The following is a 16,406-nucleotide window of genomic DNA, read 5'->3' as shown; positions in this document are numbered from 1 at the left end:
TATAATGAACGTGATTTGAATGGAAAAGGAGTTGAGAAAGAATGGAGCAACTTTACACACTTCTCCCGATGATCTTGATCTTCGTGGTGTTCTACTTCTTGTTGATTCGTCCGCAGAACAAGCGCCAGAAGCAAGTACGCGAGATGCAGAGCCAACTTTCGCGCGGTGACAGCATCGTGACGATCGGCGGTCTTCACGGGACGGTCCAAAAGGTCGATGACACGACGGTCACGCTCAAGAGCGGAAACGCGCAACTCACGTTCAACCGCAGCGCGGTTGCAGAAGTCGTCAAGAAATCGACGACTGTGACGACTGACGACGAAATCGTCGAGTAAGGCAGAAATAAGACGTTTTCCAATCGGAAAGCGTCTTTTCTTTTTTTATATAAGAAAAGTGATTGCTTATTTTACCATTTCTTATGTAAGCTAATGGAGGATAAGAAAGTTGTCTGAAAATATATCGACAACTAGAGAAAGGACAGTGCACCATGATCAAGAAAGGTAAAATCGCAACATTCTTCATCACGGTCATCGCGCTGCTCATCTTGATCGGGACGACGTCTTCGTGGCTCTTCAAAGACACGAAGCTCGGACTCGACTTGAAGGGCGGATTCGAGGTGCTGTATGAAGTACAGCCGCTCAAAAAAGGTGACAAAATCGATGAAACGGCCATGAGCGCGACGCTTACGGCAATCGAGAACCGGGTCAACGTACTTGGCGTCTCGGAACCGGACATCCGGATCGAGGGCGGAAATCGGATTCGCGTCCAGCTCGCAGGAGTCAAGGACCAGAACGAGGCACGACAGATTCTTTCCTCGACGGCACAACTCTCGTTCCGTGACGTCAATGACAAGCTGCTACTCGATGGGGCGGATTTGAAGGCGAAAGGCGCTAAGCTCGGGTATGACCCGCAGACGAACGAGCCGCTCGTCGAACTGACAATGAAATCGCAAGAGAAGTTCTACGAAGTGACGCAGCAAATCTCGCAGATGCCGGAGCCGACGAATCGCCTCGTCATCTGGCTCGATTACGAGGAAGGTGACACGTACGAAAAAGAGATGGGCAAGGAGAACTCGAAGATCGTCTCTGACGCGTTCGTCTCCCAGCCGATCAACTCGGACAAAGCCATCATCTCAGGCGGAAGCATCGATGCCGAGTATGGCAAGCAGCTCTCGTCGATCTTGAATGCAGGAGCTCTCCCGGTCAAGCTCGATGAGATCTATTCGACGTCCGTCTCGGCGGCGTTCGGTAAGGATGCGCTCGATCAGACGCTCTTCGCGTCGATGATCGGGATCGCGGCCGTCTCCCTCTTCATGCTCGTGTTCTATCGCTTGTCCGGGGTCGTAGCGGTCGTTACGCTTCTCTTCTATATCTATCTCGTCATGATCTTCTTCAACGGGATCAACGCAGTCTTGACGCTGCCTGGTATCGCGGCACTCGTCCTCGGTGTCGGTATGGCCGTCGATGCGAACATCATCACGGCGGAACGGATCAAGGATGAGCTCCGCAGCGGGAAATCGGTGCTTTCTTCGTTCAAGGCAGGGAATCGCCGTTCGTTCGGAACGATCCTTGATGCCAACTTGACGACGCTCATCTCAGCAGGAGTTCTCTACTACTTCGGGACGAGCACGGTCAAAGGATTCGCCATCATGTTGATGGTGTCGATCCTCGTTACATTCATCACGAACGTCTTCGTCTCACGCTTCTTCTTAGGCCAGCTCGTCGAAAGCCGTCTCTTTGATAAGAAGAAGAGCTGGTTCGGAGTAAAGGAGAGTGAAATCCGTGAGCTTTAATCCAACGAAGTTCGATTATATTAAACACCGCAAACTCTATTTCACGATCACGATCGCTCTCGTGCTCGTGTCGGTCTTGCTGATCACCTTCCGCGGATTGAACCTCGGTATCGACTTCGCTGCCGGTACACGTGTCGAGATCGCGTCGGAACAGGTGCTCAAAGAGCAGGAAGTCCGTGACGTCATCGAACAGTCCGGTCTGGATGCGGATGAGATCGACGGCATCCAGTTCGCGCAGGGCGGAAAGCTTGCGAACGTGACGTTCGTCGGTGTGTTCGAGAAGGAACAGATCGCGAAGACGAAGCAGGTCATCGAGGATAAGTACGGCAAGGAGCCGAGTGTCTCGACCGTATCGGCACAAGTCGGGCGCGAGATCGCGCGGAACGCCATCTATGCGGTGATGCTCGCATCGCTCGGGATCGTCCTCTACGTCTCGGTACGTTTCCAGCCCCTCTACGGGATCGCGACGGTCGTCGCCTTGCTGCATGACGTGCTGATGATCATCGCGTTCTTCTCGCTGCTGCAGATCGAGGTGAACCTGTACTTCATCGCAGCCGTCTTGACGATCATCGGTTATTCCGTCAACGACACGATCGTCACGTTCGACCGGGTGCGGGAGAACTTGGCACTCGCCGAGAAGGGCGGACGCAAAGTCGGATTCGAGGAGCTCGGAAGAATCGTCAACGCCTCGCTCCAGCAGACGATCGTCCGCTCGATCAACACCGTCGTGACGGTCTTGATGACGGCGATCGCGCTCTACGTTTTTGGAAGCGAATCGATTCGCGGGTTCAGCCTCGCGCTTCTCGTCGGACTCGTCATGGGCATGTATTCTTCGATCTTCATCGCGGCTCAGCTCTGGCTCGTCATGAAGGGGAAGACCCTCTCGAAAACTAAACAGGCATCTTGATCAAGTTCCGCGTTAGTTATGACACTAACGCGGAATTTGTTTATAATGAGAAAGTTGATTGGAGGGGTTCGATGTATCACTCGAAAAAAACATGGGTCGACAAGCCCATTGATGACCATAAAGTAGAAGTGCTCGAGAAGGAGGCGGCGACGTCTCCGTTCGTCGCAAGGCTGCTCGTCCAGCGTGGTCTCGACACGCCTGAGGCGGCAAAGGCGTTCCTTGAAGCGGACAAGATGGACTATCACGATCCGTTCTTGTTCAAGGACATGGAGAGAGTCGTCGAGCGGATCATGCGTGCCGCCGAACAAGGTGAGATGATCCTGATCTACGGCGACTATGACGTCGATGGCGTCAGTGCGTCGGCGATCCTTTGGAATGCATTGATGGAGATCGGGGCGATGGCGGAATGCTATATCCCGAACCGATTCACGGAAGGATATGGACCTAACGAGTCTGCCTTCCGCTGGGCGGCTGAAGAGGGTTTCAGCCTCGTCATCACGGTCGACTGCGGCATTTCGGGAATTCATGAAGCGCAAGTGCTGAAGGAACTCGGTGTCGACTTGATCATCACGGATCACCACGAACCGAAGGAAGAACTGCCGGATGCGTTCGCGTTGATTCATCCCGGTATCGATGAACAGTATCCGTTCTCGAAGCTCGCAGGCGCTGGCGTCGCCTTCAAGGTGGCGCATGCCTTGCTCGGACGTGTCCCGGCAGAGCTGCTCGACCTCGCCGTCCTCGGGACGATCGCGGACCTCGTGCCGCTCGTCGACGAGAACCGCCTGCTCGCCGTCAAGGGGATCGAGGCGCTGAACGCGAGCGAACGTCCCGGGATTCTTGCCCTTCGCAAGGTATGCAGCCTTGCGGAAGACGAATTGAACGAGGAGTCGGTCGGCTTCGCGTTCGGTCCGCGGATCAACGCGGCAGGTCGGCTCGACTCGGCGATGCCTGCGCTCGAGATGTTGCTGTCCGATTCATTCGAAGAGGCGGAACAGCTTGCGAAGCAGCTCGACAAGCAAAATAAGGAACGCCAAGATATCGTCAAGCAAATCGCCGAGGAGGCGACGCTGCAGGTCGAATCCGACCACATGGACGACCGGGTCCTCGTCGTCGACGCCGAAGGCTGGAACCCCGGTGTCGTCGGAATCGTCGCCTCACGTCTCGTCGAGAAGTACTACCGTCCCGTCATCATGCTCTGCCATGATGTTGAGAAGGGGACGGCGAAAGGGTCCGGCCGGTCAATCGCCGCGTTCGACCTGTTCCATGAATTGAACAAATGCGCGGACATCCTGCCGCACTTCGGCGGGCATCCGGCAGCTGCCGGAATGACGCTCGCATCGTCAGACGTCGAGGAGTTGCGGCGGAGGTTGAACGAGCAGGCGGCCACCTTGCCGGACGATGCGTTCATCCCGACGATCGAGGTCGACCTGCGCCTGAAGGTATCGGACGTCGATTTGAAGCTGATCGAACAGATTGGCAAGCTGTCGCCGTTCGGGATGGGCAACCCGGCTCCGCGCATCGTCGTCGAATCGGCCAGGATCCGCGACATGAAACGAATCGGGCGCGACTTGACACATTTCAAGGCACTGCTCTCGGACGGCAAGACGGAGCTTGACGCGATCGGCTTCGGCTTCGGCGATGCGGTCGACGAGCTGTCGACTTTATCTGACGTCTCGATCATGGGCAGCCTGAACGTCAACGAATGGAACGGTTTCCGTAAACCTCAACTGATGATCCAGGATCTGTCGGTAAGCGACTATCAACTGTTCGACTACCGGGGCGGCAAGAGACCGATCAGCGAACTGTTCGCCTTGGAAGCGGAGTCGACAGCTTATGTGGCTTTCAACGAGAAGACGCGAGATGCTTACGCTGAACGGAAATTGAACGAGCATGGAAAGAAAAACGTCGTCCTCCTCGACCTGCCGGATGAGGAAGGGGCGTTCTATCCTTACATCGCCAAGGCCGAGCGCATCTACTGCGCATTCAAGGACGAGGGATATTATTTCGAGGCGATCCCGAGCCGTGAGGACTTCAAACACTACTTCAATTATTTCGCTACATGCGAACGTTCTGACATGCGGATCGGTCTCGTTCGGCTTTCGAAGGAACGGAAGTGGTCGAAACGTTCAATAAACTTTATGCATTCGGTATTTTCCGAACTTGATTTTCTTGTTACAATGGAGGACGGGCTTCCTGGTGTGAATCCGGAAGCTGCGAAAAGAGACCTGACGGAAGCAGCGACGTATAAGCGTCACGAGGAACGTCAGCGTCTTGAGCAACAATACATTTATTCGTCACTCGCTCAGCTGAAGGAGCGATTCGATGCTTTAGTGGAAGCGGCGAAGCAGGAGGAAACGACATGGAGTTCAAACAGCATATAAAAGAGGTCGAGAACTGGCCGAAAGAAGGAATCAGCTTCAAGGACATCACGTCATTGATGCAGAACGGTCCGGTCTACAAACAATCGATCGATGCACTGGTCGAGTACGCACGCGAACGCGGTGCTGACGTCATCGCTGGACCGGAAGCACGTGGATTCGTCGTCGGTTGTCCGGCGGCATATGCCCTCGAGGTCGGTTTCGTGCCGGTCCGTAAAGAAGGGAAACTCCCGCGTGAAACGGTCCGTGTCGAGTACGGTCTTGAATACGGCAAGGACGTCCTGACGATGCACAACGATGCGATCAAGCCGGGGCAGAAAGTCGTCATCCTCGACGATTTGCTCGCGACAGGCGGAACGATCGAAGCGACGATCGAAATGATCGAGAAGCTCGGCGGAACGGTCGCAGGAATCGGATTCCTGATCGAGCTCGATGGCCTCGGTGGTCGCGAGAAGCTCGAAGGGTATGATATCCTTTCCCTCATCCGTTACGAAGACTGAACGGCTAAGCCGGTCGATAGGACATAGGTCCTGTCGGCTGGCTTTTTATTTTGACATATCATTCAGATTTTAAGATAATAGAAGATATATATTTTAGGGATTGAGCGTATAAAAATCCCGGGGACTGGGTGAGGAAGAGGTATGACCAACAAACAAATCGTAAACGTAGAGGACCTTCTCGCTCGCTGCGCGGAATACATGACCGCGGCCGAGGTGCAATCAATCGAAGCGGCGTATCAATTCGCGAAGGATGAGCACGACGGGCAATTTCGCCGTTCGGGCGAGCCGTATATCATCCATCCCGTGCAGGTCGCCGGAATCCTGGTCGATATCGGCCTTGACGCGACGACGATCGTTGCCGCGCTTCTTCACGATGTCGTAGAAGACACGGACATCACGCTCGAGGAACTCGCAGAGAAGTTTGGCGCAGACGTCGCCATGCTCGTCGATGGCGTGACGAAGCTCGGTAAAATCAAATACAAGTCGAAACGGGAAGAACTTGCTGAGAACCACCGCAAGATGTTCATCGCGATGGCGGAGGACATCCGGGTCATCCTGATCAAGCTCGCGGACCGTCTTCACAACATGCGGACACTCCAGCACATGGTCAAGGAGAAACAGGTGCAAAAGGCGGAAGAGACGCTCGAGATTTTCGCCCCTCTCGCGCACCGTCTCGGTATCTCGACGATCAAGTGGGAGCTTGAGGACATCAGCCTTCGTTACATCAATCCGCAGCAATATTACCGGATCGTCTCGATGATGAAGCAGAAGCGGACGGAGCGGGAAGCGCTCGTCAACTCGGTCATCAGTGAGATGAACGAGGTCCTCGACGAGGTCGAGATCGCAGCGGACGTCGACGGCCGTCCGAAACACATCTATTCGATCTACCGGAAGATGGAGAACTCGAAGAAGGATTTCAGCGAAATCTACGATTTGATGGCGGTCCGGATCATCGTCGATTCGATCAAGGATTGCTACGCCGTCCTCGGCATCATCCACACCCAGTACAAGCCGATGCCTGGACGCTTCAAGGACTATATCGCGATGCCGAAACCGAACATGTACCAGTCACTCCACACGACCGTGATCGGTCCGAAGGGGGAGCCGCTCGAGGTCCAGATCCGGACCCGTGACATGCACTTCATCGCCGAGTACGGAATCGCCGCACACTGGGCGTACAAGGAAGGGAAAGAGGCGGAGGCGAAGTCCGGCTTCGAAGAGAAGATCGCGCACTTCCGGGAGATCCTCGAGTTGCAGAAGGATACGGCGGACGCCGAGGAGTTCATGGAATCGGTCAAGGTCGACTTCTTCAGCGACATGCTCTACGTCTTCACGCCTAAAGGCGACGTCATCGAGTTGCCGAAGGGATCCGTCCCGATCGACTATGCCTACCGGATCCATACCGAGATCGGTCACCGGACGATCGGTGCGAAGGTCAACGGACGGATGGTCCCGATCGACTACAAGCTGAAGACAGGCGACATCATCGAGATCGTCACGTCGAAGCACAGCTACGGTCCGAGTAAGGACTGGTTGAAGATCTGCGTCTCGAGCCAGGCGAAGAACAAGATTCGCCAATGGTTCAAGCGTCAGCAACGGGAAGAGAACGTCACGAAAGGGCGCGAGCTGATCGAGGCGGAAGTGAAGAAGCTCGGTTTCGAGCCGAAAGAAGTCATCAACGAGAAGACGCTCGAGGACGTTACGCGCAAGTTCAACTTCGGTCATGAGGAAGACATGTACGCGGCAGTCGGGTACCATGGGCTGACGGCGGCACAGGTCGCCCACAAGCTGACGGAGAAGTTGCGCAAGGACAAGGAGACGAAGAATCTCGAGCTGAACGAGGCGATCAGCGGCATGAAGACGCTCGACAAGCCGACGAAGCCGAACCCTGAAGGTGTCCGCGTCAAAGGTGTCGACAACATGCTCGTCCGGATGAGCCGTTGCTGCAACCCGGTCCCGGGCGACGACATCATCGGCTATATCACGCGCGGACGCGGCGTCTCGATTCACCGGACGGATTGCCTGAACGTCATCCACGAACAGAACCCGGAACGGCTGCTCGAAGTCGAATGGGAGCATGAAGGGAAGACGGTCAAGAGCTACAACGTCGAAATCGAGATCTCGGGATTCGACCGAGCCGGTCTCTTGAACGACGTCCTCCAGTCCGTCTCCGCGACGAACACGAACATCGTCGCGGTCAGCGGGAAGGGTGACGACAGCAAGCAGGCGAAGATCACGATGACGATCGCCATCAACAACGTCAACCACCTCCAGAAGGTCGTCGATAAAATCAAGCAAATCTCAGACGTGTACGCGGTCCACCGCGTCATGATGACGTAAGGAGCGATTGTTTTGAAAGTCGTATTACAGCGTGTCAAGGAAGCGAGCGTCACGGTCGAAGGGAAAATCGTCGGGCGGATCGGCAAAGGGTTCATGCTTCTCGTCGGCGTGACGCATGAGGATACGAACGATGAAGTCAACTGGCTCGCGGACAAGATCGCCGGTCTTCGCGTCTTCGAGGACGACGAGGAACGGATGAACCGTTCGCTTGCGGATGTCGACGGCGAGATCCTGTCCGTCTCCCAGTTCACCCTTTACGGGGACGTCAAGAAGGGCCGTCGTCCGGCCTTCACGGACGCGGCGAAACCGGTTCATGCGAACGAGCTGTACGAGGCGTTCAATGAGCGCCTGCGGACGCACGGCCTGAACGTCGAGACGGGAACGTTCGGCGCGATGATGGATGTAGCGCTCGTCAACGACGGACCGGTCACGCTCATCCTCGAAAAGTGACAGCAAAGGCTTGACATCAAGACGGGGGCAGGGCATCATAAAACGTAACAGAACGATTGAACACCAGAGACGAAGAGGAGTAGGAGAGGCATCGTCTGCCAAGAGAGTCGCCCCATAGGCTGAAAGGGCGGTCGGACGAACTTTTCGAAAGACACTTCCGAGGTGCTTTCCTGAAGCATGCAGTAGGGGAAGCCGTAGGCGGGCGTTAACCGCGTTGAGTGGCTGAGCAGTTTTCAGCAACCAGGGTGGTACCACGGGAACTTCAGGCTCTCGTCCCTTTGCGGACGAGGGCCTTTTTGTATTCAATTAAGGAGGAATGAACATGAAATTACCACGCGGCACCTTTGATATCCTGCCCGGGACGGTCGAGAACTGGCAGTTCGTCGAGCAGGAACTTCGCGCGATCAGCAAGCGGTATAACTACAAGGAGATCCGGACACCGATCTTCGAGGAGACGGAACTGTTCAAACGCGGCGTCGGCGAAACGACCGACATCGTCCAAAAAGAGATGTTCATGCTCGAGAAGCGCGGCAAGGAGCAGTACACGCTCCGGCCGGAAGGGACGGCTGCCGTCGTCCGTTCGTTCGTGACGAACAAGCTGTTCGGTCTGCCGAACCAGCCGACGAAGCTCTTCTACATCGGACCGATGTTCCGCTACGAACGTCCGCAGGCCGGGCGCTTCCGTCAGCTTCACCAATACGGGGTCGAGGCGCTCGGCAGCGAGGACCCGGCGATCGATGCCGAGGTGATCAGTCTCGCGATGAGCATCTACCGCGGCTTCGGACTGAAGAAAATCAAGCTTGTCATCAACTCACTCGGCGACGCGGACAGCCGCCAGGCGCACCGCGACGCTCTCGTCGCGCACTTCACGCCGGTCAAGGGCGAGTTGTGCCAGGATTGCCAGAACCGCCTCGAGACGAACCCGCTCCGCGTCCTCGACTGCAAGGTCGACCGTGACCACCCGAGCATGAAGACGGCGCCGTCGATCCTCGACTTCCTGAACGCGGAATCGAAGGCGTACTTCGAGGACGTCCTGCTCCACCTCGACGCCCTCGGAATCGAGTACGTCGTCGACCCGACGCTCGTGCGAGGACTAGACTACTACAACCACACGGCATTCGAAATCATGTCGGAAGCGGAAGGTTTCGGCGCGATCACGACGCTTTGCGGCGGAGGACGCTACAACGGTCTCGTCGAGGCGATCGGCGGACCGACGACGCCGGGCATCGGGTTCGGCATCGGCATCGAACGTCTCCTGATGGCGCTCGAGAACGAAGGTGTGCTGCCTGAAGTCGACGACTCGCTCGACGTCTTCATCGTCGCCCAAGGAAGCCTCGAAGTCGAAAAGACTGCGACGCGCCTGTTGCAGCTGATGCGACTCGAAGGTCTCGTCGCGGACCGCGACTACCTCGGTCGGAAGTTCAAAGGCCAGTTCAAGGCGGCCGACCGCCTGAAGGCGAAATACACGGTCATCCTCGGCGACGAGGAGGTCGAGCGCGGCGCAGCTGCACTGAAGGACATGACGACAGGTGAACAGATCGACGTGCCGCTCTCGGCCGTCGCTGACACGATCGTCGAAAAATTGAAGGAGGAAACGAAATGATCGGACGTACCCATATGAACGGCCATGTGACGGAAGAACTCGTCGGCCAAGAAGTGCAATTGAAAGGATGGGTCCAGAAACGCCGTGACCTCGGCGGACTCATCTTCCTCGATCTCCGTGACCGGACAGGGATCGTCCAAGTCGTCTTCCAACCGGAGAACGAGACGGCGCATAAGACAGCTGAATCGATCCGCTCGGAGTACGTGCTCGACATCAAAGGGAAGGTCGTCACGCGTGAGAATCCGAACCCGAACATCCCGACAGGTCAAGTCGAAGTCGTCGCGGACGAAGTCAACATCCTGAACGCGGCGAAGATGACGCCGTTCCCAATCAGTGAGGAAGCGGAGAACACGTCGGAAGATCTCCGCCTCAAATACCGTTATCTCGACTTGCGTCGTCCGTCGCTCCAAGAAACGTTCCGCCTTCGTTCGAAAGCCTCGAACATCATGCGTAACTTCCTCGACGAGTGGGACTTCCTCGAAGTCGAGACACCGATCCTGACGAAATCGACACCGGAAGGCGCACGCGACTATCTCGTCCCGAGCCGTGTCCACCCAGGTGAGTTCTATGCCCTCCCGCAGTCGCCGCAGCTGTTCAAACAGCTTCTGATGGTATCCGGATTCGAGCGCTACTTCCAAATCGCCCGCTGCTTCCGTGACGAGGACTTGCGCGCTGACCGTCAGCCGGAGTTCACGCAAGTCGACATCGAGACGAGCTTCATGGACGTCGAAGACCTCTATGCGATGATGGAGGCGATGATGGCGCGTGTCATGAAAGAGACGCTCGGCAAGGAGATCACGACGCCGTTCCCGCGCATGCCGTACGCTGAAGCGATGGACCGGTTCGGTTCGGACAAGCCGGACACACGTTTCGGCCTCGAGTTGATCAACGTCGCAGAAGCCGTCACTGGCGCAGGGTTCAAAGTGTTCGACATGGCGATCGAATCAGGCGGCGAAGTCAAGGCGCTCAACGTCAAGGGAGCTGCCGAGAACTTCTCGCGCAAGGACATCGACAAGCTGCAGGAGTTCACGGCGATCTACGGTGCGAAAGGCCTCGCTTGGCTCAAGGTGACTTCTGAAGGCTTGAACGGACCGATCGCGAAGTTCTTCGACGAGACAGCCGCTGCGAAACTGCTTGCTGCGACTGGCGCGGAAGCGGGCGACCTGCTCCTGTTCGTCGCGGCTAAAGCCCAAGTCGTCGCCGACAGCCTCGGTGCGCTCCGCCAGAAGCTCGGCAAGGAACTCGGTCTGATCGACGAGTCACAATTCAACTTCCTCTGGGTGACGGACTTCCCGCTCGTGACGTTCGAGGAAGAGGATGGCCGTTTCTACGCGAACCACCATCCGTTCACGATGCCGCGCCGTGAAGACCTCGACAAGCTCGAGACGGATCCGGGCAGCGTGCTCGCCGTCGCATATGACCTCGTCTTGAACGGTTACGAGCTCGGCGGCGGATCGCAACGGATCTACGAACGTGACATTCAGGAGCGCATGTTCAAGCTGCTCGGCTTCACGGAAGAGGAAGCGAACGCCCAGTTCGGTTTCCTGATGGAAGCGTTCGAATACGGCACGCCGCCGCACGCCGGTATCGCGCTCGGCCTCGACCGTCTGATCATGTTGCTTGCGGGACGCTCTAACTTGCGTGACACGATCGCGTTCCCGAAAACTGCTTCAGCGAGCTGTTTGCTGACGTCAGCACCGAGCCCGGTCGCAGACAACCAGCTTGTCGAGTTGTCGATCAAGACAGCCGTCAAACAGTAAACGTTACAAAATACGCGTTTCGGGGTAATATGGAATGAACAAAACAGACGGATCTTCTCACTGATGAGAAGGTCCGTCTTTTGACTAGGAGGAGAAGTATGCTAGAACGTGATTTTTTCAAACGTTCCCCGCTCGAGGTAGGACCGGAGTTTCTAGGTAGCTATGTCACGGTCGGTGACGTGAAGATGCGAATCGTCGAGACGGAAGCGTATCTCGGGCCGTTCGACCGGGCGGCGCATTCCTACAGCGGGGTGCCGACGAAACGGACGGCACCGATGTTCGGCGAGGCCGGACTGCTCTATGTCTACTTCACCTACGGGATGCATCATTGCATGAACATCGTCTGCGGGGATGTCGGGGAAGGATTCGCGCTGCTCTTGCGTGGGGCTGAAGTCGTCGAGGGCCATGATCTCGTCGCAGAGCGGCGTTTCGGAAAACCGTATGCGGAATTGACGAAGACGGAGCAAAAAAATCTCGTCAACGGTCCGGCAAAGCTCTGTAAGGGGTTCGGCTTGACGACAGCTGACTCAGGAAAAGATCTCTATCATCCGCCGTTCCAGCTACACCGCGGAGAGATTCCTGCGAACGTCGTCCATGCCGCGCGGATCGGTATCCCGAACGCAGGAGAGGCGACCCATTACCCATGGCGATACTATGATGGCGACAGCATCGGGGTGAGTAAAAAGGCAAAAAAATAAGGGATTGCTTAGCGCAGTCCCTTATTTTTATTCGGTTGATTGACTGTTTGGTTCGATGCAGCGGCTTTCTTCGCCTGCTGTTGCTTATAGAATTTATACGCGATTGGACCGACCGTCGTCAAAATCGTGACGAGCGAACCGAATTTACCTTTTTTGACCATGGATTCATTCACTCCTTAATGATGTGTTAATAAATATATTCCACGAAAATAAAAACTGAAACATTTCGCACACATCGAGGCGTTGCCAGGAATGTCGCCACATGAGAAAGTTCAATGGAGGAGTGGTGAATGTGAAAGGAATCGTCTGGTTTCGAAGTGACCTGCGAGTGGACGATCACGAAGCGCTTCAAGCTGCCTGTCGGACTTACGACGAAGTGATCGCGATTTACGCTGCACCTGAATCGAGGATGAACAGACTGTTCGAACCCGGTAAAGAGCGCTTGGAATTTCAACGGGAGACGCTCGACGAACTTCAGTACAATCTCGGACAGCTCAGCATCCCGCTGATCCGGGTGACGGGGGACGCCGCAGAATGGATCGGGAAACACTACGAGAAAGGGGATGTTGTCTATTTCCACCGGATGACAGGCGTCGAAGAACGACATCTGGAACGAAAGGTCAGGGAGGATTTCGAGTCGAGGGTATTCGAGACGCAGACGCTGCACGCCGGAATGCTGAAGGACGGACAGGGATTCAGCGGATTTCGGAAGAATGCTGAACGAACGGTCGTGCCGGTAGCGCTCGATCCGCCGGGACACATCGTCTACAGAGAGGTACCGAATCGGAAGGAAGGTATCTCTTCGAAGAGCGCTTTTCCGTTTACAGGAGGTGAGGCGGCAGGACGGGGGCGCATCGCGGAATACATGAAGGACGACATATTCCGCTATAAGGAGACGCGAAACGGTTTTCAGGTTGACGACTCCTCGAAGTTCTCCGCCTGGCTCGCGAACGGTTCTCTCTCTCCACGCCGCGTCATGCAGGAGCTCAAGATGGCAGAAACACTTCGCGGCGGGAATGCGTCGACCTACTGGATGTACGTAGAACTGCTTTGGCGCGACTATTTCCACCACAAGATGCGGAGCACAGGAAACGGCCTGTTCCGTTCGAACGGATTGCTGGAAGAAAAGAGGAACTGGTCCGTCGACTGGTCCGTCATCGAGCGCTGGATCGAGGGGCGAACCGGACAGCCGTTCGTCGACGCCTTCATGCGGGAGTTTGCGGAGACCGGCTGGATGTCGAACCGGGGCCGACAGATCACAGCAAGCTATCTCGTCCATGATCTGGGGCAGGACTGGCGGATCGGGGCAGAATATTTCGAGAGCCGGCTGGTCGATTACGACGTCGCGTCGAACTACGGGAACTGGGCTTACATCGCAGGTGTGCTGCATCCGGGCGGGGCGAAGCGGTTCGACCCGGTATGGCAGCAGGAACGTTATGATCCGGAAGAAAAATTCATCCGGAAATGGGGAATCTGAAAGGACAAAAATTCTTTCCGCCGATTCCGGATTCAGTTGCAATTCAGGTCAAGGGATGCTATATTAAATGCAACAGATGGGGTTCCTGAAATGTACGAGAGCCGCCTTAATTCTTTGAGCCACTCTTTTTTGAACGGGAGTTCGACGTTCCAACTAGTAGCACAAGCCTCGCAACGTGCAGGAGGAAGTGTGAAAAGGAATCGGACAGAACACCCACCTGCCTAGCAGGTTCAAAAATAAGGTATCGACACGGCACTTCGGGTCCCATCGTTATTATTTGTAGACATACGTCGCTTGACGTTTTTTTTTATGCTATAATTCCGAGTAAAACAGTATGAAAATGAAGGGGTTAATAAGATGTTGCATCAATTTTCACGTAATGAACTTGCCATCGGCCAAGTCGGGCTTGAGGCCCTAGCAGGTAAATCCGTCGCCATCCTCGGAATCGGAGGGGTCGGCTCATTCGCAGCAGAGGCCCTCGCGCGGAGCGGAGTCGGGCGATTGATCCTCGTCGACAAGGACGACATCGACATCACTAACGTCAACCGGCAGATCCACGCCCTCCTGCCGACCGTCGGACAGCCGAAGGTCGAAGCGATGGCGGACCGTCTCGTCCAGGTCAACGAGTCACTCGAGATCGTCAAGCTGAAGATGTTCTATACGGACGAGACGTTCGAGGAATTCTTCGACGCGAAGCCGGACTACGTCATAGACGCATCGGACACGGTATCGTTCAAGATCCATTTGATCAAGGAATGCAAACGCCGTGAGATTCCGATCATCTCGAGCATGGGCATGGCGAACAAGATGGATCCGACGCGGATCAAGATCGTCGACATCAAGGACACGTCATATGATCCGCTCGCGAAGGTCATCCGGACGAAGCTCCGCAAGGAAGGCATCCATAAAGGCGTACCGGTCGTCTTCTCGGACGAGCCGCCGGTCAAGACGATCGAGGAAGTGCGTCAGGTCGTCGGCAACGACGCGGCCGTCATCCGCAAGGCGAAGATGCCGCCGAGCTCGAACGCGTTCGTACCTTCGGTCGGCGGGCTGATCGCTGCTAGCCACGTCATCAACGAGATCATCAAGGAGGCCGGCGTCGCAATCGAGCGCATTCGCTGAAAAAAGCGACCGTTTCCGGTCGCTTTTCTGCTATCATTTCTGTTGTTTCCAAAAATCAAGACGGGCCTTCAGTTGCTTCTCGAAGCCGCGCGGGCTCGGTTCATAGAAGACAGGCTTCTTGCGGGCGAGGTTTTCCGGCCAGTAGTTCTGTTTGACGTAAGCATGCTCGAAACTGTGCGGATAGAGGTAGCTCTCCCCGTTGCCGAGCGCAGCGGCACCAGGGTGGTGGGCGTCTCTCAGGTGAGGGGGGACGGGGCCGCCGTCCGAGCGCCGGACGAGCGTCAGTGCCGCATCGATCGCCGTGATGACGGCGTTCGACTTCGGAGCAGTCGCAAGATAAAGTACGGTCTCGGCGAGCGGGATCCGTGCTTCCGGGAATCCGACGTACTCGCATGCGCGGGCACATGCATCTACGATCAGGAGCGCTTGCGGGTCCGACAGGCCGATGTCCTCGGCCGCATGCACATAGAGGCGCCGGACGATGAACCGCGGGCTTTCGCCGGCCTCGATCATGACGGCGAGCCAGTAGAGGGCGGCGTCCGGATCAGAACCGCGAATCGATTTGATGAACGCGGAGACGACGTCATAATGCCGGTCACCGTCCTTGTCATACTTGAGTGCTTTCTGCTGGATCGATTCCTCCGCGACGGCGAGGTCGATCGTGATCGCACCATCGACTTCAGGGGTCGTCAGCACGGCGAGTTCGAGCGCATTCAGGAGGGAACGGTAATCGCCATCCGAGAGCTTGACATAGTGGTCCGCCGCTTCAGGCGTCACGACGACCGGATATTTGCCGAGACCGCGGTCCTTATCGGTAAGCGTCCGCTCGAGGACGACACGGAGGTCTTCAGATGTCGGAGGCTCGAAGCGGAAGACGGTCGCCCGGGAGAGCAGGGCGGCGTTGACCTCGAAGCTCGGATTTTCGGTCGTAGCGCCGATCAGCGTGATCGTGCCGGCCTCGAGGGCAGGAAGCAGGGCGTCCTGTTGCAGTTTATTGAATCGATGAATCTCATCGAGGAACAAAATCGTTTTCTGGTCGTCGAACTGGAGGCGCGACTCTGCCGCCTTCAGGACCTCTCGAAGCTGTTCGAGCTTCGCCGTGACGGCGTTCAGCTGTTCGAAGGCAGACTTCGTATAGTTCGAGATGACACGGGCGAGCGTCGTCTTTCCAGTGCCGGGAGGGCCGTAGAAGATGACCGTCCCGAGCCGGTCCGCCTCGATGGCGCGACGAAGAAGGGTGCCCTCTCCGACAAGGTGACGCTGTCCGACGATCTCATCGAGCGTCTGCGGACGCATCCGGTTGGCGAGCGGTCCGCTCGGGTAACGCGATTCAAATAGATTTGCCATAACGTAGCGTTCCTTCCTTCCAGTTGGATTCA

General features: G+C 56.3%; 12 protein-coding genes, 1 other RNA gene, 1 pseudogene and 1 other annotated feature. Of the genes and pseudogenes, 12 read left to right on the top strand and 2 right to left on the bottom strand.

Annotation, left to right across the window (positions count from 1 at the left end):
• The first annotated feature begins 41 nt into the window (after window positions 1-41).
• The 9 genes and pseudogenes from yajC to DFG60_RS01165 all read left to right on the top strand — a co-directional run bounded on the left by yajC (window position 42) and on the right by DFG60_RS01165 (window position 12,428).
• On the top strand, window positions 42-335 hold the full coding sequence (yajC, locus tag DFG60_RS01205) for a preprotein translocase subunit YajC (protein WP_114569896.1): 294 nt from the start codon (window positions 42-44) through the stop codon (window positions 333-335).
• Between the two features lie 152 nt (window positions 336-487).
• Window positions 488-2,699 (top strand): annotated as a pseudogene (gene secD / locus DFG60_RS13825) (protein translocase subunit SecD).
• A gap of 71 nt (window positions 2,700-2,770) precedes the next feature.
• Window positions 2,771-5,080, top strand: a complete 2,310-nt coding sequence (gene recJ / locus DFG60_RS01195) for a single-stranded-DNA-specific exonuclease RecJ (protein WP_114569895.1) — start codon at window positions 2,771-2,773, stop codon at window positions 5,078-5,080.
• Entirely contained in the window at window positions 5,059-5,577 is a 519-nt protein-coding gene (locus DFG60_RS01190; protein WP_114569894.1) for an adenine phosphoribosyltransferase, read from the top strand. The genes recJ and DFG60_RS01190 overlap by 22 nt, the downstream gene beginning before the upstream one ends.
• 141 nt (window positions 5,578-5,718) lie before the next feature.
• Complete coding sequence (locus tag DFG60_RS01185) at window positions 5,719-7,917, top strand: RelA/SpoT family protein (RefSeq protein ID WP_114569893.1); 2,199 nt, start codon at window positions 5,719-5,721, stop codon at window positions 7,915-7,917.
• A 12-nt stretch (window positions 7,918-7,929) separates the two neighbouring features.
• The gene (gene dtd / locus DFG60_RS01180) at window positions 7,930-8,367 is read left to right on the top strand and encodes a D-aminoacyl-tRNA deacylase (protein WP_114569892.1); all 438 of its coding nucleotides are present in this window, start codon (window positions 7,930-7,932) and stop codon (window positions 8,365-8,367) included.
• Between the two features lie 57 nt (window positions 8,368-8,424).
• Window positions 8,425-8,648: a binding site (T-box leader), on the top strand.
• A gap of 41 nt (window positions 8,649-8,689) precedes the next feature.
• The gene (hisS, locus tag DFG60_RS01175; RefSeq protein ID WP_114569891.1) at window positions 8,690-9,970 is read left to right on the top strand and encodes a histidine--tRNA ligase; all 1,281 of its coding nucleotides are present in this window, start codon (window positions 8,690-8,692) and stop codon (window positions 9,968-9,970) included.
• The gene (gene aspS / locus DFG60_RS01170; RefSeq protein ID WP_114569890.1) at window positions 9,967-11,730 is read left to right on the top strand and encodes an aspartate--tRNA ligase; all 1,764 of its coding nucleotides are present in this window, start codon (window positions 9,967-9,969) and stop codon (window positions 11,728-11,730) included. Before hisS ends, aspS begins: the two co-directional genes overlap by 4 nt.
• A 98-nt stretch (window positions 11,731-11,828) precedes the next feature.
• Window positions 11,829-12,428, top strand: a complete 600-nt coding sequence (locus DFG60_RS01165) for a DNA-3-methyladenine glycosylase (protein WP_114569889.1) — start codon at window positions 11,829-11,831, stop codon at window positions 12,426-12,428.
• 8 nt (window positions 12,429-12,436) lie between these two features.
• Here DFG60_RS01165 and DFG60_RS13700 read toward each other — a convergent pair whose 3' ends face one another.
• Window positions 12,437-12,589 (bottom strand): hypothetical protein, encoded by a 153-nt coding sequence (locus DFG60_RS13700; protein ID WP_198661520.1) that lies wholly within the window; start codon window positions 12,587-12,589, stop codon window positions 12,437-12,439.
• Window positions 12,590-12,690: 101 nt separating this feature from the next.
• Between DFG60_RS13700 and DFG60_RS01160 the strand changes: the two genes are divergently transcribed.
• The 3 genes from DFG60_RS01160 to DFG60_RS01150 all read left to right on the top strand — a co-directional run bounded on the left by DFG60_RS01160 (window position 12,691) and on the right by DFG60_RS01150 (window position 15,027).
• Window positions 12,691-13,905: a DASH family cryptochrome gene (locus tag DFG60_RS01160; protein ID WP_232818578.1), complete on the top strand. Its 1,215-nt coding sequence runs from the start codon at window positions 12,691-12,693 to the stop codon at window positions 13,903-13,905.
• A 79-nt stretch (window positions 13,906-13,984) separates the two neighbouring features.
• Window positions 13,985-14,173, top strand: a non-coding RNA gene (gene ssrS, locus DFG60_RS01155) — 6S RNA.
• 89 nt (window positions 14,174-14,262) lie between these two features.
• Window positions 14,263-15,027 carry a tRNA threonylcarbamoyladenosine dehydratase gene (locus DFG60_RS01150; protein ID WP_114569887.1) on the top strand — a complete coding sequence of 255 codons (765 nt, stop codon included), beginning with the start codon at window positions 14,263-14,265 and terminating at the stop codon, window positions 15,025-15,027.
• 33 nt (window positions 15,028-15,060) lie between these two features.
• Here DFG60_RS01150 and DFG60_RS01145 read toward each other — a convergent pair whose 3' ends face one another.
• Entirely contained in the window at window positions 15,061-16,374 is a 1,314-nt protein-coding gene (locus DFG60_RS01145; RefSeq protein WP_114569886.1) for a replication-associated recombination protein A, read from the bottom strand.
• Between the last annotated feature and the right edge of the window lie 32 nt (window positions 16,375-16,406).

Origin of the sequence: Exiguobacterium flavidum (genome assembly GCF_003344535.1) — a bacterium.
In the GTDB taxonomy this organism is placed as follows: domain Bacteria; phylum Bacillota; class Bacilli; order Exiguobacteriales; family Exiguobacteriaceae; genus Exiguobacterium_A; species Exiguobacterium_A flavidum.
Note: the sequence above shows the minus strand (reverse complement) of the source record. Positions and strands in the feature narration are given on the sequence as shown.

Excerpts from the sequence above, each read along its gene's own strand:
- DFG60_RS13700 (WP_198661520.1), bottom strand. The coding sequence starts at position 12,589 with ATGGTCAAAAAAGGTAAATTCGGTTCGCTCGTCACGATTTTGACGACG.
- yajC (WP_114569896.1), top strand. The coding sequence starts at position 42 with ATGGAGCAACTTTACACACTTCTCCCGATGATCTTGATCTTCGTGGTG.
- DFG60_RS01145 (WP_114569886.1), bottom strand. The coding sequence starts at position 16,374 with ATGGCAAATCTATTTGAATCGCGTTACCCGAGCGGACCGCTCGCCAAC.
- DFG60_RS01190 (WP_114569894.1), top strand. The coding sequence starts at position 5,059 with ATGGAGTTCAAACAGCATATAAAAGAGGTCGAGAACTGGCCGAAAGAA.
- hisS (WP_114569891.1), top strand. The coding sequence starts at position 8,690 with ATGAAATTACCACGCGGCACCTTTGATATCCTGCCCGGGACGGTCGAG.
- DFG60_RS01150 (WP_114569887.1), top strand. The coding sequence starts at position 14,263 with ATGTTGCATCAATTTTCACGTAATGAACTTGCCATCGGCCAAGTCGGG.
- DFG60_RS01165 (WP_114569889.1), top strand. The coding sequence starts at position 11,829 with ATGCTAGAACGTGATTTTTTCAAACGTTCCCCGCTCGAGGTAGGACCG.
- aspS (WP_114569890.1), top strand. The coding sequence starts at position 9,967 with ATGATCGGACGTACCCATATGAACGGCCATGTGACGGAAGAACTCGTC.
- DFG60_RS01185 (WP_114569893.1), top strand. The coding sequence starts at position 5,719 with ATGACCAACAAACAAATCGTAAACGTAGAGGACCTTCTCGCTCGCTGC.
- DFG60_RS01160 (WP_232818578.1), top strand. The coding sequence starts at position 12,691 with ATGAGAAAGTTCAATGGAGGAGTGGTGAATGTGAAAGGAATCGTCTGG.
- recJ (WP_114569895.1), top strand. The coding sequence starts at position 2,771 with ATGTATCACTCGAAAAAAACATGGGTCGACAAGCCCATTGATGACCAT.